This window comes from Chryseobacterium sp. G0201 (assembly GCF_003815655.1).
Taxonomy (GTDB): Bacteria; Bacteroidota; Bacteroidia; order Flavobacteriales; family Weeksellaceae; genus Chryseobacterium.
This window is the reverse complement of the sequence record NZ_CP033917.1, coordinates 179620-198487: the sequence shown is the minus strand read 5'-3', so window position 1 is coordinate 198487 and position 18868 is coordinate 179620. Positions and strand designations below refer to the sequence as shown.

Sequence of the window (18868 nt, the reverse complement as noted above, 5' to 3'; positions counted from 1 at the left end):
CAATTAAGACGCTGTTTATTAACATTTAAAGGGATAATTTTGCACGTAATGAATACTAAAATCATTTTTTTATCGTTTATGATTGCTTTTGCTTTTTCTGGTTCCTTATTTGGGCAGGACAGCTATAGGACTTTGGTCTATGAAGGCAATCAAAAATTTAATGGTAAAAACTATGATGGAGCATCTTCTAAGTATATGGAAGCGATAAAATCTAACGAAAAAGATTTTACGGCACATTATAATTTGGGGAATGCTTTGTATAAAAATAAAAAATACGATGAAGCAAAAGCTGAGTTTGAAAAAGCACAAAAACTTTCTCAGACAATTCCGGATAAAGCGGCAGCTCTTCATAATTTAGGGAATACTTATATGCAGATGAAACAGCCCGAGAAAGCTGCGGAGTATTATAAGCAATCCTTAAAACAGGATCCTTACAACGAAGCAACAAGAAAAAATTATGGAATCGCTAAGTTGAAGGAAAAAGAAAACCAACAGAAAAAAGACCAGCAAAATAAGTCAGGTAAAGGCGGCGGTGGCAAAGACCAACAAAATGATGATCAAAAAGGCGATACGAAAGATCAAAAACAGGATCAGGGTAAAGGCCAGCAAAATCAAGGAGAAAGTCCACAGGGAAATGATCCGAACCAGAAGCAGAATAATGAAGGTAAAATGCCAAAAGATCTTGAAAACGCAATATTAGATAAAGTAAGCGATAAAGAGAAAGAAACCGCCAAAAGAATTTTAAATAAAAATTCTTATTCGATGCCACAAAGCAACGAGAAAGATTGGTGATGCAACAGAAAATTATTTACATATTATTTATTCTTTCATCCGTAATTTCTTACGGACAGGTAAGTATTAATGTAAATCCTGATAAAAATGATTACTCAGGAAAAGATGTTGTAAACCTTACCATCACGCTGGAAATGAATGGTAGCGAGTACAATCAGCAAACGCCAATTCGTCTTCCGGATCTGTCAAAATTCAATATCATCGGTTCCGGATCTGTAAACAATACTTACATTGATCCTGCTACCAACACTGTAATTACACAACGAGTTTCTCAACTTGCCCTTGAGCCTAAACAAAAAGGTAAGATCAAGATCGGTTCCGTTCTGGTTACGGTTAATAATAAAATTTATAAAACAGAACCTTTCGATATCTTGGTAAAAGATGTTGAAAAGAAAGCTGTTGCCAGTGCTTCCAATGATGTTTATCTGAACATGGAGATCGAAGACAGAGACGTTTATCAGGATCAGCCTACTGTTGCCGTTCTGAAAGTATATTCTAAAAATATGGATAACTTCAGAAAAGTGAAGAATATCCGTCTTCCTCAGCAGGAAAATATCAATGTACATCCTATCAGCTTTACGAAATCTGAAATTGATCCTTCATCAAGCTATGGAAATATGGCATCACAGGTTTTAGCAGTGTTCATGGTATTTCCAAATGAAGCCGGGTATGTGGAGGTACCAGCTGTTTCGGCATCTGTTAACACTTATTCTAACAAGAACAAAATTACTTCCAATAGGGTTAAACTTAATGTGAGAAAGCTTCCTGAAGGCTCGCCGGAAAGCTTCAAAAATGCAGTCGGAAACTTTAATGTAAGTGTTTATAATGCTTCAAAAGAAAAGATTGAGGTTAAAAAACCTATCAATGTCGTTGTAAAGGTTTCAGGAGAAGGGAATTTATCTGATATGGAACTTCCTAAGATCGTAGAATCACCTGATTATGATATTTTTGCACCTAAAATTACATCAAATGTAGCGCCTGGAACTACTGGAATCAAAGGTGAGATATTGGCGAACTATGTTGTAATTCCTAAAAAAGCGGGTGATATTTTTATTAAAACAGAACAGTTCGCTTTCTTTAATCCTGCAAGTAAGGAATATACAGATCTTGGTCAGGAAACATTAGCAGTGAATGCGTTTTCCCATGATCAGATCATGGAAGCTAAGACAACGGTAGAAAAGGTAAATGAATACACTAATAACTTCTTAGAGACGGTAAATACTCCTGTTTTAAAGACGACTTCATTTAAAGTTAAAGAAAAAGATAAATTCAATTGGGGTATACTTTTAACCAATACTGCCATTCTACTAGGATTATTTATAGCTTATTTACTATTTAAGACTTGGCAAAAAAAACGTATATTAGTTAAAGAAACTGTACCTTCAAAATCTTTAGGTTCTGTTGCGGAAACTGAAAATGAAATACGTCAAAGCTTAAAAGCTGATATTAACGATTATTTCAGTTATTTAGAAAATCTTAAAGATAATGAGGATTATCAGAAGTTCTTTCAAACCGTAGATGAGATGGATTCTGAGGTTAGAAATCAGTATTTCCAAAGCTCAGCAGAAGATTTCAGGAAGTTTCTGGAAGGCTACAAAGGATCTGCAGTTGCCGAAGAATACAGAATTCTTTCGCAGAAGATACAGATTGAGAAATATGCGCCTGTAAAATCTTCTGAAGGAATGGATGAACTTTTGAAGGCAATTGTTAATTTGTATTCTCAAATTAGCAAATAATCAATTTTTTTTCATATTTTTGCGAAATTTTTAATTACAAAAAGATGGAAGTTTTTAATGATTTTTCTATAAAAGAGATTGTTACCTGTTTTATGGTACTTTTCGCTGTGATCGATATTATCGGTTCTGTTCCCATTGTTGTAAGCTTACAACAGAAATTCGGACAAATTGAAGCAGGAAGAGCTTCTATTACTGCCGGAGTTATCATGATCATATTTTTGTTTGTTGGAAATAAGATCCTGAAATTGATCGGAGTGGATGTAAATTCCTTCGCGATTGCCGGAGCTTTTGTGATTTTTATCATAGCATTAGAAATGATTCTTGGTATTGAGATCAATAAAACGACGGAGGCAAAGGCTGCATCTATCGTCCCTATTGCGTTTCCTTTGGTTGCAGGTGCCGGAACTTTAACAACTACGTTATCGCTGAGAGCTGAATTTCATGATATTAATATTATTTTGGGAATCGTTCTCAACACAATTTTCGTATATTTGGTGCTGAAATCAGCGAAATGGCTAGAAATGAAAATGGGAGAGGCTACGTTGTCTATCTTACAGAAAGTTTTCGGGATCATCCTTTTGGCAATTTCAATTAAATTATTTACAGCAAACTTTGCACAATTGGTGCAGAACTATATTAATTTTTAAGAATCATGCAGAAGTTTTATAAAGTATTTTTAGTACTATTCATCGTGTTTATCGCCATTAATCTTTATGCTTTAGACTGGCAGTCGGATGTTTTATCTGAGGATAATCTGAAGTTTGTATTTTCAATTGCTTCGGCCGTTATCGGGATCGTTTTACTTTTTGTTTTAAATACATGGAGTAAGATCGGATTGAAAAAATAATCTTTAACATTATTAAAATATATAAACTCTTTCAGTAAATGGAAGAGTTTTTTTGTTTGCTATAATTGAATTTTTGTGGGCTTACATTAAAATGATTGATACCTAAATAATGTTAGAAATACCTGTTGATGACTGAATAATGTTAGGACGCCTATTGGTGGCTGAGGTTCTCGAAGCCACCATCCAATTTAAGAAATAACCAAATTCTTCAAAACCGCTTCAGATTTTAATTCTGTTTCGATCCACTCTTTTTCAGGATTGCTTTGAGCGGTAATTCCGCCACCTACAAAGAGATGAACAGCATTTTGATATAATTTTGCACAACGAAGATTGACGAAAAACTGAACGGAATCTTCTGTTTCTATTTTGATATAGCCCGCATAAAATTCACGCGGAAATTTTTCAATTTTTTGAATATTTTCTTTACAAAAATCCTTCGGAATACCACAAACAGCTGGAGTAGGGTGTAATTCATGAATAAGACTGTCCAAATCTTCAGGTTGTATTTTGGCTTTAAAATCTGTTCTCAGATGTTTAATATTCCCGGAAATATGATCGTGGGTTTCTGATATTTCAATTTCTTCGGTATAATTTTTAAGAATATTCTGAATATAACTTGAAACAGGCTTTTGTTCTTCGATTTCTTTCTCAGACCATTCCTCTGAGATAGGTAGAGTACCCGCCAGGCTCATCGTTTCAAATTCATGAGTCGTTTTATTGAATTTTCCTAAAACCTCGGAGAAAGCACCCATCCAGGCGTCTTTACCATTATTGAAAATATACCTAAAAGCGTTCGGATATGTATTACATAAATTGTTAAAGCTTTCTTTTAAATCAATTTCATTAAAATCATTAAAAATTTTCCTTCTCGAAAGGACTAATTTTGGTAAATCATTTTCATTAATAACTTGAATGACTTCTTTTAATTTTTGTAAATATTCATCTTTAGTTTCAGCGATGAAATTACTTTTATCCTCGGGTAAAGAACTGTTTGTTATGATTTTATGATCAAATTTTTCCTGATCGGTTTCAATAATATTTCCATCAAAACTGATTTGGCTTAAACCATCAAAAGAATGAAAACTGATTGAATTTTTATCTGTATTTTCATCTGTTGAGTACAGATTTTCGTTGAAAGGAAATTTGAAATAAATCATTAGTTGAATGCTTTTCGAAAATCATTATTTGGAAATAATATATGAGATTCCAAAATTGATCTTTCTTTCAGCAAAGGTATTACTAGTCTTAAAAATGTCAAAATTTAATGGCTCTTTTTTAATGATAATTTAAAGTTTTGTATATAAAAAAAGACCCAATTTTTTTGAGTCTTGTATTTTAATTTTAAATAGATCTTATTTTAAAAGAATATTGTTGGTCATTGTTGTATGATTGATCAACACACCTTTTTCATCACGAATTTCAATTTCAGAGACGTGCATTGTTTTTCCTTTTCGGATAAATCTTGCAACTGCAGTCACCAGACCGTCTTTTTTACTTTTTAAGTGATTGGAATTAATATTAGTTCCAACACCATAATATTTACTGCCATCAATAAAGATATTAGACAGGCTTGAGCCCATAGTTTCTGCTAAAACACAGCTTGCGCCACCGTGAAGTATCCCAAAAGGTTGGTGAACTTTTGGCTGAACAGGCATTGTTGCCGTTAAAGTTTCGTTTTCCAGATCGATATCGATGAATTGTATCTCTAAAGTTTTGGCTAAAGTAACATCGTTTCCCCAACTGTTTAAAAACTGTAATATCTCTTCTTTTGTTCGTGACATTTTTTATAAATAATAAGTGATGATTGATAAATGATACTCAATGAGTAAGTATAAGTAATTTTACTCCTAACTCCTAACTTCATCAGTTCCCATAATATTAGGATTCCAGTTTTCCGGAATTTTTGGTACGATATCATTTTTGATGTAATAATCCTGTATTTCTTCCATAATTTCAGAAAAAGAAGCAGAAGCTATTCTTTCATAAGGAATTGTATAACCAAGGTAGACAATATTTCTTTTAAAATCCCCTGCAGCAAGTACGATAGGAACTTTTGCGGCCAAAGCCATGTGATAGAAACCTTTTCTCCATTTCGGAACCCAGCTTCTGGTGCCTTCCGGAGTAATCACAAGGCTGAAATCTTCTTTTGCAAACTGATCTGCAACAAATTTTACCAAATCATTTTTCTGGCTTCTGTCGATACCAATCCCTCCCAAACCTCTTACTACGCTTCCGTACCAAGCTTTTGTGTGGGCATCTTTAATGATTATTTTTATAGGTTTGTCCAAAGACCAATAGGCAAGATTTCCTAATAAATATTCCATGTTGTGGGTGTGTGGTGCTACAACGAGAATACATCTGTTGAGACTGTTTACATCGCCTTGTAGCACGACTTTCCAGCCCAACATTTTTAACATTAATTTGCCGATCAGTTTTTTCATATACTTTGAATTAAAAACAAAAAAAGTACAACCAAATGGTTATACTTTACAAATATATTGAAATATTATCGCTCTTAAAACAAACCGCTGATTAAATCTACGATTTTCATTACTATTTCTAGTGCTACTTGTACCATTATGAAGTGTTTTGATTTGGGTTATTAATTGTTTACGAAGATAAGATAATTTCTTGATATGCAGAGTTTAAATTTAATTTTTTTGTTGTTTTTGAGAGAAGAAGAGTGTGAATTTCAAACTGTTGCTTTCCATTCACACCTTCAAGCCACTCTCTGCAGTTTATTATTTGGTTTTGATAGAAATTTCGTTTTTTCCGTCGTTTACTTTGATGTCAACATCACCTTTCATCTTTTTGATGTTTGTTTTCATTGAATCAATTACTTTGTCAGCTTGGTTTGCAGGAACTTTTTTTCCGTTAATGATCACGCTGTCTTTATCGTCAGAGCTGTATTCGATGGTAGAACCGTTTACAGAGATCTTATTTTTTTCGATTCTGATGTTTCCATTTTCGTCGTCATTATCTTGATCTTTGTCGTTCATTCCGTCTCCGTTCAAATCTCCGTCGAAGTTAATTCCGTCTTTCTTTACAGGGATTACGATTGTATTTTGAGGAACTACCAATTCATAATCAATATTGTAATCTCTGAATCTGTGTTCATAAGGGAACTTGATGTAGTTTGGAAGGATAACTTTATTGTTAACAATTTCTACAGGAACGCTTACATTCAATGGAAGATTATATCCTTTAGCTTCTTTTTTAATGATTAAATAAGGAGTTTTAATGTCAGCTTTTCTTGTTACGTCTACATGAATCCAGTCTTTTTCATATACAGATACTTTGTCAGAATAAAGATCATCATCATAGCCTGTAAAGTTCTGAGGGATCGTTATTTGTTTAAAGTCTACATAAATACTGTCTGAAGTTGTATTGATAGAAACCTCTTCTGTATCTTCTTTGTGACCTTTTAAGAACATTTCTTTCTTAGCCATGCTGATTCCGAAGTAAGTAGAAATAGCGATCAATCCAAGGAATAATGCTCCTAAAACCCATCCTGTATTTCTTAATTTCGTTTTTGGAGAAATTAATTTAATACTTAACAATGCGAATATCATTGCAGGAATTAAGCTTCCCAGAACGATCATTGCCATGATCACATATTTCATTCCGTCGTTATCGAAATAGTAATTCATTTGACTGATTGGAGGGAAATCACTGTTTCCCATAAATCCGAAACCTACAAATGAACCGATAAGGCAACCAAAAGCCATTAAAGCGAAGATTCCTCCTAAAATATATCTTATTACATTCCAGATACCGCTTCCGGCATTGTTGATGTAAGGCTTGCTTTCGATATAGATTTCTCCGACCCTCTGAGTAGATTCATTAGCGAATTGTACTAATTTATTAGATTCATTCTTAAGATTGTCGAAGTTCATAGGCTTTCCCTTCATTTTCAGGAAATCTGCTGCAGTTTCTGCAGTTGGTAAAACGATCCAAAGAATGATGTAAAGTAATACCACTAATGAAGAAGAAATTGCTGCTGTAAAGATCCCAAGGATGAAAATTCCTAGCCAGATTGCTCTCATCGCCGTAATATCCATTCCAACATAATGAGCTAAACCTGCGCAAACACCTGCTATTTTTTGTCTTTCAGGATCACGGAACAGTTGTTTTTTGTCTGTGTATTCCGTACCTGAAGTGTATGTTTTTTTAGTGTTTTTTTCAGAATAATAAGCTTCTTCCTGCTCTTCAATCTTTTCAGGAGTACCGATCTGAGCGATTACTCTTTCTACATCAGTATCATTTACCACTTCACGTTTTCCTAAAGAATCTCTGAAAATTTCAACCATTCTTATTTCTATGTCATGCATTACCTCGTCCGCTTCTGAAGCATCCAAAGAGCTTCTCAGTGCATTAAGATAATCGCTAAGCTTTATATATGCGTGTTCTTCTATTGTAAAAGAGAAACCTGCGAGTCCTATTGAGAGTGTCTTGTTCATAGCTTTGTTTTTAAATTTTTTGAGTGATTTGGTTTACAGAATCTGTTAATTCTTTCCAGGTATTTTGAAGTTCGTCCAAAAACAATTTGCCTTTTTCTGTTATTTGGTAATATTTTCTGGGTGGCCCTCCTGTAGATTCTTCCCATCTGTAAGAGAGAAACTCTCCGTTTTTCAGTCTTGTTAAAAGAGGGTAGAGGGTTCCTTCTACTACATCCAGCTTTCCTTTTTTCAGTTCATCTATTAGGTCGGAAACATACATTTCACGAAGATTGATGAGACTTAAAATACAGAATTCCAGAATTCCTTTTCGCATTTGCGCTTTGGTATTTTCGGTATTCATCTTTAATAAGTTTTGTTAATTAGTTATATCCAATCAGAATAAAATTCCTAGCTAGTTGAACTTATTCCGATTTTACATTACAAAGATATGTAATTAAAATGGTAATATGCAATACAAAGTAGTGGAAAAATATAAATAAATAATATAACTAATTGAAAACCAGTTTAATTATTTTTAATGATGAATTTTAAGAATTGAATGGTTTGGAAAAATTAAGCCAAATTATTGATAATTTTACCTTTTAAGCTGATGGGTCTTAGCGTAACAAGAGCTTTTTTCTCTAATTTTTTCTGATATGATATAAAAGTGAATCTTTTGTAGAATTTACGGATGATGAGAGCCATTTCCATCATGGCAAAATGCTCACCGATGCAAAGTCGAGGCCCGGCTCCGAAAGGATAGTAGGCGAAATTTTTAGAATTTTCATCCTCAAAACGTTCAGGAATAAATGAATCCGGATGTTCCCAATATTTTGGATTTCTGTGAAGTCCGCTGATATAAAGGATGATCAAAGTGCCTTTTGGCCACGAATATTCTTTAAAACTGTCATCTTCTAAAGCTTCACGATCAATCGCCCAAGCGGGAGAATGCAGACGCATCGCTTCTTTGATAATATTGACTGTAAATGATTTCTTCATTAAATTTTCTGAAGTAAAAACCATTTCTTCTTCATTTTCTATTTCCTTTTTTAATTTTTCCTCAGCTTTTGGGTTTTGACTGATTTCAAAAAAGATAAAACTTAAAGCGTTGGCAGTCGTTTCATGTCCGGCAATAAAAAGAATGAGCATTTCATCAACCAATTGTTCGTCCGACATTGGGAGTTGCGTATCTTCATATCGTGTTTGAATAAGCATATCTAGCAAATCGTTCTTTTCCTCTTTTGAAGTTCTTCTTTTATCTAAAATGCTTTGGATGATCGCTTTTGATCTCTTACTTTTTTCAATGTTTTTATCAATAACACCGAAAATATTTAAGATTTGCGTGTAAAAAGGTAAACGAACTTCTTTGGTAGAAACTTCCTGAACTTCTGTGATGATTTTACTTAATTCATTCACCGTATTTTCGTCAACATCAGAACTGAAAAGGGTTTTAGCAACAATATTGAAGGCCAGCGAATGAAAAAAATCGTACAGATCTACCTCCGATTCGCTTTTGAATGATTCAAGAGATTTATCGATTTCTTCTTCCATAATGGAAACAAGATTGGCAATTTTTGCCTTACTGAAACCCGGCTGGATCAGTCTTCTTTGCTTCAACCAATCTTTTCCGTTGTTTGTTAATAAACCTTTTCCTAAATATTTCCCCAAAGTAACAGATTGGATCTCAGATTTATGATAATTTTTATGATTCTGTTTTAAAATATATTCAACAAACTCTTTATCCTGAGAAAAGATGAAGTTTTTATCGGTAAAACTTGCTTTGATATAATAACTATCACCTACAGATTGATGGTTTCCACTGATGACCTCTAATGGATGGTTAAGTCCTTTTAATAAAGAATATAACTTTCTGTTTCCCTTAATTTCTGTCGGATAATTAAATTTTGGATTCATCTTAAATATTTCTACTAAAAATACAATTAATCTCTCAGATAAATAAGCTTTACGATCAAAACCCTTATTTTTGCAATAGTATTTGGTTGACAATTCAACTAAAAATTTTAAATACATGTATGATGAATTCTAGATTTTTATTACCGTTTACACTTTTTGCTGTTGCTGCTTTTGGGCAAAATCATTTTGAATTAAAAGATGCATCCAAAAATTATGACGTTAAAATTAATGTTGAAAACTGCGATAAAGATGAATGCAGAGGAAAAGCTGTCATTGATCTGATAGATAAAAAAACTTCCAAAAAATTTCAGACTTTCACTTCTGAGGATCTGAATTTTTACTTAAAAGAAGATCAGAAACCGACAGCCAATATTATTCAGTTATATGATGAACAAAGTCCATTGATTTTTGATGATTTTAATTTTGACGGAACTGAAGATTTAGCGATAAGAAATGGAAATGAAAGTAGTTATGGAGGTCCGTCATATGAGGTTTACGTTTTTAATTCCACTAAAAAACAGTTTGTAATAAGTGAAGAACTGACAAATCTGGCATATGAAAATCTGGGAATGTTTCAGACAGATTCTGAACGCAAACGTTTAATTACTTATGCAAAATCTGGTTGTTGCTGGCATCTTACGACAGAATATACTGTTGTTCCAAAAAAAGGTTTGCTAAAAGTGTATGAATTGGAAGAGGATGCAACAGGCGGTGACGAAAGGGTAAAGGTGACAAAAAGAGAACTCGAAGATGATAAATGGACAGCCAATATTAAAGACTATCCAATAAGTGAATATTATAAAGATTAAAAATGAAGATACAGAAGGAGATTGATTTTATTTTAGCCGTTGATGCTTTAAAAAATGTACAGAGAAGAAATTATAACGCCGATGATTCGAGAAGAGAAAATACGGCTGAGCATTCATGGCAGATTATTATTTTAGCTCAAATCCTTTTTCCATATGCGAAAAACAGAGCGGATATTGATTTGTTAAGAGTAATCAGAATGCTTTCTATACATGATTTGGTGGAAATTGAAGCAGGAGATACTTTCTTATTTGACGAAGCAGCAATGGTTGGGAAATTTGAAAGAGAAAAACAGTCCGCTCAAAATATTTTCGGAATTTTGGATGAACCATTACGCACTGAATTCTTTAATCTTTGGCTTGAATTTGAAGAAGAACAAACTCCTGATGCTATTTTTGCCTGTGCGATTGACAGAATTATGCCTTTCATCTTAAATTCGCACACATCAGGAAAAAGCTGGACAGAAGCCGGAGTAACCGAAAATCAAGTAAGAAATATGCTTGAAAATGCCATCAGCAGAGCTTCTGATGAAATGGGAGAGGCTTTCCAGTTTTTGATGATCAAGAATTTGGAAACTGAGAAGGTTGTGAGATAATTTTTTCTTTTTATAATGTAAATGAAGTTTATAGTATTACCTTGTTAAGCGAAGCGGCTTTGTTTACCATAATATGAATACAAACCATAAGGAAACTTTGTTTATCCTTGTGATAAAATAAAAAGTAAAAATAGGTTTCGGCGGCCAAAGGCCGCCGAAACCCTAAATATTTATAATATCTGAATTGGCTTTTTAAATTCATCAATCGCCACAAAAGTAAAATCACCCACAATCGCTCTTTCTCTTTCGTAAGAATACATTTGCTCCGTGTAGATCTCTACATTCACTTTCATACTTGTTTTTCCAACATGGGAAACTTTTCCAATTAGTTCCACAATAGTTCCTGCAGGAATTGGTCTTTTAAAATCGATCTTGTCACTGCTTACCGTTACCACTCTTTTTCTGGCAAATCGGGTAGCGGTGATAAATGCCACTTCATCCATCAATTGCATCGCTGTACCACCAAAAAGGGTGTCGTAATGATTGGTTGTGTTAGGAAAAACCGCTTTAAAGATGCTGGTTTCGGATGCTTGAATTCTTTCTTCTGTAGTCATATTTCATTATTAATTAAAGCGAAAAGAAAGAATATTGAAACAAACAGAAAATAACAGGAACACAGAAATTCCTGAAAAACCATTGATCAATAAACTTCAGATCGCGAAAGTTTTTGTCTTAAAGAAATAGGCAGGTCTCCTGACTCGTAACATCTTTATCTCCTTCCCATGCCTCGCACAGTGGATTCTTGATAAAGACTTTCGTTACTTACAGTTGCGCGACAGTTCGTGATTTTCACACGATTCCCTTTTAATCTGCAGTTAAGCAGAACCAGTTTCTAAAAAGCTAAATGTATCGGCTAGAAGCCAACAGCAAAATAACTTTTCGGTGCAAAAATAAGGATTATATGAAAGATAAACGAATTATTCCGGATTATTATAGATGATCTGGCTGATAACTTTTCCTTCTTTGATCGTCCAAAGCGTGGTATAACGGTTTTCGCCTGAACCATTGATCATATAAAGAAAAATGTGATCATTATCGATAGAAGTTACCCCAACATTATTGAAATCCATTGTCGGTTGAAATAAATTTTTAACAGCTTCTCTCACAAAAACAGAACCTCTTCCGGGCTGCTGTACTCTGATAGATTTAATTTCTGTCATACCTTCGGGAAGCTCGTTGCCTATTCCCCAAGGTTTTACTTTATCTATGGTCAGAATTTTTCCGTTAGCATCTTTTTCCTTTTTACGGTAACTCGCGTTGGATGGGTAAACGTCAATAATAACTTTACTTCTTTGGTTAGCCGGAATTTTCGGATCGGTGTTATCTGTGAAAATAAGAGATTTTCCGTTTTTAGATTTGGAAGGCGTGTAAGGTGGTAACTGATCGATATAAGCAATACGGTCTTTGTTCACCATACCTTCTTTGTTCAGAGAGTCATATCTTACGAAAGGTTTTTCGGTGTCGTCTTTATCAGGATATTTTATCCAGATCCATTCTGTTTCTCCGGGAGCAGGTTTTACATAGACAAAAACATCTCCCCGGCGCATACGGATTTTATCCACAATTTTTCGGTAATTATCCTTAGCAACACGTACCATGGCGTAGCCTTCTTCAGCTTTTACAACTCCAAAAGGAACTTTATTTTGTCCTTTCATTAAGCTTAAAGAAAAAACACTGAAAATTGATAAATAAAATACTTTTTTTGCGGAAATCATCATGAAAAATTTTTGACTCTTCAAATATATAAATTAAATGCTTTTCGGGAGGTATTTAAACAATTGCAATTCTTTATTTATAAAGGAAAATTATTTAGAAGAATTTAATTTTAAGGTTGTTTTAAAAATACCACCTCCTTCAAGGTTTTCATTTTTGTCATTACAATTATAACTTACTACACAATTTTTGATATCATTTTCTTTTAAAGCGGATATTATTTTCTTTTTACTATCTATATTCGTACAGATAGAAATTAAAGGATTATTAGAAAAGTTAATATTATCTAGTTTATTAGAATTAATTTTCAGTATACTAATTTTATTATTACCAATAAAAATATTTTTTAGTAAAGGATTTTTTAATATAGTTAATGATGAAATATTATTTGATTCAATATCTAAGTCTTCTATATTTGGACATTCAGTAATATCTAATTGGATTAACATATTTTCTGCGGCGAGTAAAGATTTTAATTTATTATTATTTTTAAATATAATTTTCTCTACATTATTTTTTTCAATATCTAGTGATTTTAGATAGTATGAATTTGAGATATTAATTTCTTTTAATTTATTTTGACTAAAAAATGCATCTTCCAAAAATGCAAAGGAACTTAAATCTAATCTTTCTATTCTATTATTTTCAGCCGAAATAGCTTTTAGATTTGGACACAAATTAAGATCGAAATTTTCAATAATATTATCAGAAAAGAATATGTATTCTAATGATGTGCAATTTTCTAATTTTACACTCCTGATATTAGATTTTTCTGAAAGTATTGATTTTAGTTTTGATTTATTATTTAAATAGAATGTTTCAATAGAATTATTTTCTATTTCCAATTCGACTAAGTTTTCCAAAAGATTTATTTCATCAATATTCGTAATTAAATTGCTACTACAATTGAGGTTCGTAAGATTTCTAAAATACCTTAATCCATATAAATCAACAATATTAGAATCTGAAATCTCTAAAGAATAAACTTTATCAGCCTCATTTTCTTCTATTTTATTGTCATTATTTTGGTCAATTTTAATAAAGTTTCCTTCTTTGTCTTTGGCTGTCTTGCTAGATAATATTTTTGTTTTAAAATTATTGTCTTTAAAAATTATTTCAGATGAATATAACTTAGTAGATAAAAAAATAATGAATAATAGTAATATCCTCATAATAAATCGTTTAAATCCTCTCCAATTCTTCAGCGCTAATCGTCGTCTTAAAAGTCCCGTAATTCACAATCACCTTGTTTCTGGAGATCTTTTCAATCGTCCCGACACTTGTACTTCCTGTGATACGAACGCGTTGACCAATTTTCATCCAAACAGCGCGATCAGTTTGACGTTTTTCTTCTATTTTTTCGTTGGTTTCCGTGATTTTTTCAATGACTTCTTCTTTCTTCAGCTGTTGCGTGATTTTTCTTTTAACAACCTGAAGTCTTTTCGTTTCATCTTTATCAGCTCCAATTTTCCTGAATTTTTCCTGTTCTAGAATCTTCACAAAATCTTTTACTACATCTTTTCGGGATCTTCCTTTTATATAGCCGTCGATAAAGGTTTCAATCTTATTTCCAAACTGAAGTTTTCGATGTTCATCTTCATACAGCTTTTGGAAATTGAATAGTTTTTGTTGAAGCTGCTCATTCAGTTTTTGCAGATTATCACGCTTATCTTCAACGGATTCTTTTCTTTCGGCAAGATCGGTTTTCAGTTTTTCAACCTCGAATTTTTCCTGTTGAAGTTTTACAATCGTTTTATCAAGATTTACAATATCATGTTCCACTTTTTTCTTTGCAGAATGAATGATAAATCTTGGGATTTTATTCTTCTCGGCAACCTCAAAAGTAAATGAACTACCAGCTTGTCCAACCTCCAGTTTATACATCGGCTCCAAAGTTTCTTCATCAAAAAGCATAGCCGCATTTTCTGCATGAGGAAGTTCTTCTATAACCAGTTTGATATTCGTGTAGTGCGTTGTAATGATCGCAAAACTCTTTTTGTCATAGAAAAACTCTAAGAAACTTTCTGCCAAAGCACCGCCCAGTTCAGGATCAGAACCTGTTCCAAATTCATCGATCAGCAAAAGGGTATTTCCGTCTGCTTCACGAATAATTCCGCCCATTTTCTTCAATCTTGATGAATAAGTGGAAAGATGGTTTTCAATAGATTGATTATCACCAATATCGGTCATGATCTTATCAAAGAAAAACATTTCAGATCTTGGATGAACAGGAACTAAAATTCCGCTCTGGATCATCAATTGAAGCAATCCTACCGTTTTCAGCGTGATCGATTTCCCTCCCGCATTCGGGCCCGAAATACAGATAATTCTGTTCTGATCCGTCAACGATAAGGTTTGAGAGAAAATCGTTTTATTCTCTGCTTTATTTCTTAACCACAATAATGGATGAAAAGCTTCTCTTAATTTTAATGTTTTATGACGGTTGATTTTTGGTAAAACGCCGTTAATTAATTCTGCAAACTTAGATTTAGCTCTTGTAAGATCAAGATCAAAAATATAAGCCTGATATCTCCAAAGCTGCGGTTGAAATATGGCTAATTCTGCCGTAAGCTGTCTTAAAATTTTATCGATTTCCTTTTTCTCCTCTTCCTGATTCTCGCGAAGTTTAAAGTAATGTTTTACAACACTATCGGGCTGAATATAAGTGATAGAACCGGTTTTTGAAAGCCCTAGAACTCTTCCGGGAACTCTTTTTTTATAAGCAGATTTTACTGCTAAAACTCGTATGTCTTCAATATTACTCTCTCGGATATCATCCAGAAAATCACTTTGAGCGTAGTTAAACAATACACGGTTGAAATTTTCCTGGATTGCTTTTTTCGCATGCTGAATTTCCGCTCTCAAGGTTTTTAAGATCGGGGAAGCCTCACTTTTTACTTCATCAAAACGGTTGAAAACTTTATCAACCTTATCAATGATTTCTTTCTTAAATTCCAATACAGAAGCATCTTCCATCAAAGTTGGAAACGTTTCGGGCATTGTCGGGAAAAACTTTTGAAGTCTTCCTATTTGTTCGGTAATCGTTTTTATTTTGATGAAAGCCTTGTTTTCGAGACGGTAATTCTCGATCAGCATAAGTTGTAATTCGCTTTCAATATCTTCGTATTCATCAAACGGAATCGCATTTGAACTTTCAAAACTCGATAAATATTCGGAAGTTTTTTTCAGTGAAAGTCCTGCCTCGTCAATTTCCATGGGACGAAGTTGAAGAATTTTGTCTCTCGTTTTCGGAGAATATGCAAATGGAGCAATTTCCGCAAGCAATTGCGGAAACTCTAATTCGTTTAAATCTTCTTTATTTATATACACACTGCAAATTTAGTGAGAAAATGTGAATTTGATGATGTAGCATTTGAAAATGAGTTTCTTTACATTTCATTTTACCACAAAAGTTTCAAAAAATTTTAACAAGTTCATTATTCAAGGTTTATTTTTTACCATACAGTTTGTCATCCCGTAGGGATCTAGACAAGAATCTTTCAAGTTTATTCTCTAATACTAAGGCGAGATCCCTACGGGATGACAAACTGTATGTTGAAAATTTAAATCAGAAAAATAAAGTTTAAAAAGTTTTATTTTGTTTAATTTTCAAATGTGTGTTTATGAAAATCTTTTTAACTCTTGGTATAGTTTTCATTAAATTTGGGATATGAAACTAGAAACTGAAAGACTACAATTAAAAGAAATCAACGAAAGCAATGTTGAAGATATTCTGAAAATTCGTGGTAATCAAATAATCAATCAATTCGTTCAGAGAAATTCTCCGAAAAATAATTATGATGCCTTGCAATTTATTTTAACCATTAAAGAAAGAACCCGAAATAATGAAACGTTTTATTGGGGAATTTCTTTAAAAGATCAACCTAATCTTATCGGAACGATTTGTCTTTGGAAATTCTCAGATGACAGAAAGCAAGCAGAAGTTGGATATGAATTATTACCCGACTATCACAGGAAAGAAATCATGTCGGAAGCGTTAACTGCAGTTGTAAATTATGGATTTAATACTTTAAATTTGCAGGAAATTGTCGCAATGACCAATAAGTTTAATGAAAACTCGAAAGGTATTCTTTTAAAACATGATTTTGTGTTGGAAGAGGAAAGAAAGGATGAAGGTTTTCCTGATAATTTGGTTTTTAGCTTGAAGAAATAACGTATAGTTTGTCATTTCAACAAAGCAAAATTTAAACACAATAATGACAAAAAATATATTATTAATTTTACTTTCTGCTTTTGCATTATTTTTTTCAATAAAAGAATTTGGATATTTTTTTATATCTATTCCTAGTTTTATGTTATTATCATATAATTTATCAGATTTAATAGTAAAGACAAGTAAAAAGAGTTCAAATAAAACCGATATTAAAAATTTTGATTATATATTTTTATTTGCGATGATTCCATTTTTAATATTCGGAAGATATTTTGAGAATACAATTGGAGGATATGAGTTATTTTGGAAATTAACTTTTATAAGTCTTATTTTTAGTGGTTTGACAACCTTTATTTTGACATTTTTTTATAGTTTTAATAATGATAAAAAGAAAAATAATATTCTGAGTCTTTGCATCTTTTTTTTCCTTTTAATTCCCTCATTAGGAATTTTTATAAATTATAGATTTAGTATTTCAGATGATAGGAGAGAAAGAATTGAAATAAATAAAAAATATATTAACAACGGCTCAAGAAGTAAATCATATGAAATATTTATTAGAACTAAATTTGACAAGAATGAAAGATTAAGTATAAGTGAAGAATTTTATGAAAGTATCTCAAATAATCAACTTATTGAATTAACTTTATCCAAAGGAGTTTTAGGATATGATTATGTGGAGAAAATAAAAAGAGTTAGTATTTATAGATAATAAGAAAATGACCTGGACCGAAATTTTAGCCCCCATAAAAAGCACTCCATACTTTACTACTCTTTGGGAGAAAGTAAAACAGGAATATGCAACAACAAAAGTTTTTCCACCAAAAAATCAGATTTTCAGAGCGTTGGAAATTACGCCTTTCGATGATATTGAAGTCGTAATTATCGGACAAGACCCTTATCATAATGACTTTCAGGCGAATGGTTTGTGTTTTTCTGTTTCCGAACAGGTGACTGCACCGCCTTCATTAAAGAATATTTTTATTGAATTAAAAGATGATTTGGGAGTGGTAAGAACCTCTAAAGAATTAGACGATTGGGGGAAACAAGGGGTTTTAATGCTGAATGCAACTTTAACCGTTCGTGCCCATACTCCGAATTCTCACAAGGATCTAGGTTGGGAGACCTTTACAAATTTCATCATTAAAGAAATTTCAGATAAAAAAGAAAATGTAGTTTTCGTATTGTGGGGCGCTTTTGCACAAAAAAAAGCCGAATTCATCGATCCGGCTAAGCATTTTATCATTAAATCGGCGCACCCGTCACCGTTTTCTGTGTACAGAGGATTTTTCGGAAGCAAACCTTTTTCAAAAATTAATGAATATTTGGTTTCAAAAGGGAAAAAGCCTATTTCGTGGTAGAATTTTCTCCTGTTTTTTTGATAACGATTCCAATTCTGTATTTTCCGGCAAGCGCTTTGGCCCCGTCTTGTGATGTAGGGTAAGGATTTACATCTTTTAGTGAAATGGTATATCCGTTGAACTCGGTAGATTGGTGATAATTTCGCCCTGCATTTTCTGTGGTGGCAATATTTACGGTCATTGGTCTGGTTGCCAATCCCATCACTTCAATCTGTGCAACGGCAACTCCTGCCCACATACAGTTGACGCCCTCAGGACAACGGCTGTCCTCAGAAATGCCTTTGAATGTGACATTCATTTCATATTCTTTAAGGAATTTATTTTCTCCTTCATTGAAATATATGATGTTTTCATCTTTACTCATTGGCTTTGTTTCTTTTATTTCAGCTGTTGTAGGATTCTTTGTTGAGGTTTTTGTTTCCTTTTGAGCATTGCAGTTGGCTAATGTCAATAATCCTAAGCTGAATATGATGGTTTTGTGTAGCATGAT

General features: G+C 32.8%; 20 protein-coding genes and 1 riboswitch. Of the genes, 9 read left to right on the top strand and 11 right to left on the bottom strand.

The features are described from left to right. Positions 1-48: 48 nt before the first annotated feature. Genes EG348_RS00830 through EG348_RS00815 form a run of 4 tightly spaced genes read left to right on the top strand, consistent with a single transcriptional unit; the run spans position 49 to position 3375 of the window. Entirely contained in the window at positions 49-792 is a 744-nt protein-coding gene (locus EG348_RS00830; RefSeq protein WP_123979788.1) for a tetratricopeptide repeat protein, read from the top strand. Continuing rightward, the gene (locus EG348_RS00825) at positions 792-2528 is read left to right on the top strand and encodes a BatD family protein (protein ID WP_123979786.1); all 1737 of its coding nucleotides are present in this window, start codon (positions 792-794) and stop codon (positions 2526-2528) included. Before EG348_RS00830 ends, EG348_RS00825 begins: the two co-directional genes overlap by 1 nt. Positions 2529-2572: 44 nt before the next feature. Then, positions 2573-3175 (top strand): MarC family protein, encoded by a 603-nt coding sequence (locus EG348_RS00820; RefSeq protein WP_123979784.1) that lies wholly within the window; start codon positions 2573-2575, stop codon positions 3173-3175. Between the two features lie 5 nt (positions 3176-3180). Beyond that, complete coding sequence (locus tag EG348_RS00815) at positions 3181-3375, top strand: hypothetical protein (protein ID WP_123979782.1); 195 nt, start codon at positions 3181-3183, stop codon at positions 3373-3375. 188 nt (positions 3376-3563) lie between these two features. Here EG348_RS00815 and EG348_RS00810 read toward each other — a convergent pair whose 3' ends face one another. The 6 genes from EG348_RS00810 to EG348_RS00785 form a co-directional block, all read right to left on the bottom strand. Further along, positions 3564-4532 carry a chorismate-binding protein gene (locus tag EG348_RS00810; protein WP_123979780.1) on the bottom strand — a complete coding sequence of 323 codons (969 nt, stop codon included), beginning with the start codon at positions 4530-4532 and terminating at the stop codon, positions 3564-3566. A gap of 195 nt (positions 4533-4727) precedes the next feature. Next, entirely contained in the window at positions 4728-5156 is a 429-nt protein-coding gene (locus EG348_RS00805; RefSeq protein WP_123979778.1) for a PaaI family thioesterase, read from the bottom strand. Positions 5157-5222: 66 nt separating this feature from the next. Beyond that, positions 5223-5816 carry a 1-acyl-sn-glycerol-3-phosphate acyltransferase gene (locus EG348_RS00800; RefSeq protein WP_123979776.1) on the bottom strand — a complete coding sequence of 198 codons (594 nt, stop codon included), beginning with the start codon at positions 5814-5816 and terminating at the stop codon, positions 5223-5225. Positions 5817-6116: 300 nt separating this feature from the next. Then, the gene (locus tag EG348_RS00795) at positions 6117-7835 is read right to left on the bottom strand and encodes a PspC domain-containing protein (RefSeq protein ID WP_123979774.1); all 1719 of its coding nucleotides are present in this window, start codon (positions 7833-7835) and stop codon (positions 6117-6119) included. A gap of 10 nt (positions 7836-7845) precedes the next feature. Further along, the gene (locus EG348_RS00790; RefSeq protein ID WP_066756355.1) at positions 7846-8175 is read right to left on the bottom strand and encodes a PadR family transcriptional regulator; all 330 of its coding nucleotides are present in this window, start codon (positions 8173-8175) and stop codon (positions 7846-7848) included. A gap of 212 nt (positions 8176-8387) precedes the next feature. Further along, the gene (locus EG348_RS00785) at positions 8388-9728 is read right to left on the bottom strand and encodes a cytochrome P450 (protein WP_164463234.1); all 1341 of its coding nucleotides are present in this window, start codon (positions 9726-9728) and stop codon (positions 8388-8390) included. 119 nt (positions 9729-9847) lie between these two features. Between EG348_RS00785 and EG348_RS00780 the strand changes: the two genes are divergently transcribed. Both EG348_RS00780 and EG348_RS00775 read left to right on the top strand, forming a co-directional pair. Continuing rightward, positions 9848-10537, top strand: a complete 690-nt coding sequence (locus EG348_RS00780; protein ID WP_185145491.1) for an XAC2610-related protein — start codon at positions 9848-9850, stop codon at positions 10535-10537. Positions 10538-10539: 2 nt separating this feature from the next. After that, positions 10540-11130, top strand: coding sequence for an HD domain-containing protein (locus EG348_RS00775; protein ID WP_123979770.1), 591 nt, complete (start codon positions 10540-10542; stop codon positions 11128-11130). A gap of 170 nt (positions 11131-11300) precedes the next feature. Here the strand turns inward: EG348_RS00775 and EG348_RS00770 are convergent, their stop codons facing one another. The 4 genes from EG348_RS00770 to EG348_RS00755 all read right to left on the bottom strand — a co-directional run bounded on the left by EG348_RS00770 (position 11301) and on the right by EG348_RS00755 (position 16173). Beyond that, entirely contained in the window at positions 11301-11684 is a 384-nt protein-coding gene (locus EG348_RS00770; protein ID WP_123979768.1) for an acyl-CoA thioesterase, read from the bottom strand. Between the two features lie 111 nt (positions 11685-11795). Further along, a riboswitch (cobalamin riboswitch) is annotated at positions 11796-11975 on the bottom strand. A 72-nt stretch (positions 11976-12047) separates the two neighbouring features. Further along, on the bottom strand, positions 12048-12848 hold the full coding sequence (locus tag EG348_RS00765; protein ID WP_123979766.1) for a hypothetical protein: 801 nt from the start codon (positions 12846-12848) through the stop codon (positions 12048-12050). A gap of 87 nt (positions 12849-12935) precedes the next feature. Beyond that, positions 12936-14015: a hypothetical protein gene (locus EG348_RS00760; protein WP_123979764.1), complete on the bottom strand. Its 1080-nt coding sequence runs from the start codon at positions 14013-14015 to the stop codon at positions 12936-12938. Positions 14016-14025: 10 nt separating this feature from the next. Further along, complete coding sequence (locus EG348_RS00755) at positions 14026-16173, bottom strand: endonuclease MutS2 (protein WP_123979762.1); 2148 nt, start codon at positions 16171-16173, stop codon at positions 14026-14028. 340 nt (positions 16174-16513) lie between these two features. Here EG348_RS00755 and EG348_RS00750 point away from each other — a divergent pair, with 340 nt between their 5' ends. From EG348_RS00750 to EG348_RS00740, 3 genes are read left to right on the top strand one after another with little or no spacing between them, the layout of a single operon-like run. Continuing rightward, the gene (locus tag EG348_RS00750; RefSeq protein WP_123979760.1) at positions 16514-17017 is read left to right on the top strand and encodes a GNAT family N-acetyltransferase; all 504 of its coding nucleotides are present in this window, start codon (positions 16514-16516) and stop codon (positions 17015-17017) included. Positions 17018-17060: 43 nt separating this feature from the next. Further along, positions 17061-17729 carry a hypothetical protein gene (locus tag EG348_RS00745; RefSeq protein ID WP_123979758.1) on the top strand — a complete coding sequence of 223 codons (669 nt, stop codon included), beginning with the start codon at positions 17061-17063 and terminating at the stop codon, positions 17727-17729. Positions 17730-17736: 7 nt separating this feature from the next. Next, positions 17737-18378: a uracil-DNA glycosylase gene (locus tag EG348_RS00740; protein ID WP_123979757.1), complete on the top strand. Its 642-nt coding sequence runs from the start codon at positions 17737-17739 to the stop codon at positions 18376-18378. Here the strand turns inward: EG348_RS00740 and EG348_RS00735 are convergent. Then, a complete protein-coding gene (locus EG348_RS00735; protein WP_123979756.1) occupies positions 18365-18865 on the bottom strand; it encodes a hypothetical protein in 501 nt (166 codons plus the stop codon). The genes EG348_RS00740 and EG348_RS00735 overlap by 14 nt on opposite strands. Positions 18866-18868 lie beyond the last annotated feature (3 nt).

Bases quoted from the DNA above. Each gene is read 5' to 3' on its own strand.
- EG348_RS00765 (WP_123979766.1), bottom strand. From the start codon at position 12,848: ATGATGATTTCCGCAAAAAAAGTATTTTATTTATCAATTTTCAGTGTT.
- EG348_RS00775 (WP_123979770.1), top strand. From the start codon at position 10,540: ATGAAGATACAGAAGGAGATTGATTTTATTTTAGCCGTTGATGCTTTA.
- EG348_RS00785 (WP_164463234.1), bottom strand. From the start codon at position 9,728: ATGAATCCAAAATTTAATTATCCGACAGAAATTAAGGGAAACAGAAAG.
- EG348_RS00810 (WP_123979780.1), bottom strand. From the start codon at position 4,532: ATGATTTATTTCAAATTTCCTTTCAACGAAAATCTGTACTCAACAGAT.
- EG348_RS00790 (WP_066756355.1), bottom strand. From the start codon at position 8,175: ATGAATACCGAAAATACCAAAGCGCAAATGCGAAAAGGAATTCTGGAA.
- EG348_RS00795 (WP_123979774.1), bottom strand. From the start codon at position 7,835: ATGAACAAGACACTCTCAATAGGACTCGCAGGTTTCTCTTTTACAATA.
- EG348_RS00800 (WP_123979776.1), bottom strand. From the start codon at position 5,816: ATGAAAAAACTGATCGGCAAATTAATGTTAAAAATGTTGGGCTGGAAA.
- EG348_RS00780 (WP_185145491.1), top strand. From the start codon at position 9,848: ATGATGAATTCTAGATTTTTATTACCGTTTACACTTTTTGCTGTTGCT.
- EG348_RS00825 (WP_123979786.1), top strand. From the start codon at position 792: ATGCAACAGAAAATTATTTACATATTATTTATTCTTTCATCCGTAATT.
- EG348_RS00760 (WP_123979764.1), bottom strand. From the start codon at position 14,015: ATGAGGATATTACTATTATTCATTATTTTTTTATCTACTAAGTTATAT.
- EG348_RS00740 (WP_123979757.1), top strand. From the start codon at position 17,737: ATGACCTGGACCGAAATTTTAGCCCCCATAAAAAGCACTCCATACTTT.
- EG348_RS00805 (WP_123979778.1), bottom strand. From the start codon at position 5,156: ATGTCACGAACAAAAGAAGAGATATTACAGTTTTTAAACAGTTGGGGA.
- EG348_RS00815 (WP_123979782.1), top strand. From the start codon at position 3,181: ATGCAGAAGTTTTATAAAGTATTTTTAGTACTATTCATCGTGTTTATC.
- EG348_RS00830 (WP_123979788.1), top strand. From the start codon at position 49: ATGAATACTAAAATCATTTTTTTATCGTTTATGATTGCTTTTGCTTTT.
- EG348_RS00770 (WP_123979768.1), bottom strand. From the start codon at position 11,684: ATGACTACAGAAGAAAGAATTCAAGCATCCGAAACCAGCATCTTTAAA.
- EG348_RS00745 (WP_123979758.1), top strand. From the start codon at position 17,061: ATGACAAAAAATATATTATTAATTTTACTTTCTGCTTTTGCATTATTT.
- EG348_RS00750 (WP_123979760.1), top strand. From the start codon at position 16,514: ATGAAACTAGAAACTGAAAGACTACAATTAAAAGAAATCAACGAAAGC.
- EG348_RS00735 (WP_123979756.1), bottom strand. From the start codon at position 18,865: ATGCTACACAAAACCATCATATTCAGCTTAGGATTATTGACATTAGCC.
- EG348_RS00820 (WP_123979784.1), top strand. From the start codon at position 2,573: ATGGAAGTTTTTAATGATTTTTCTATAAAAGAGATTGTTACCTGTTTT.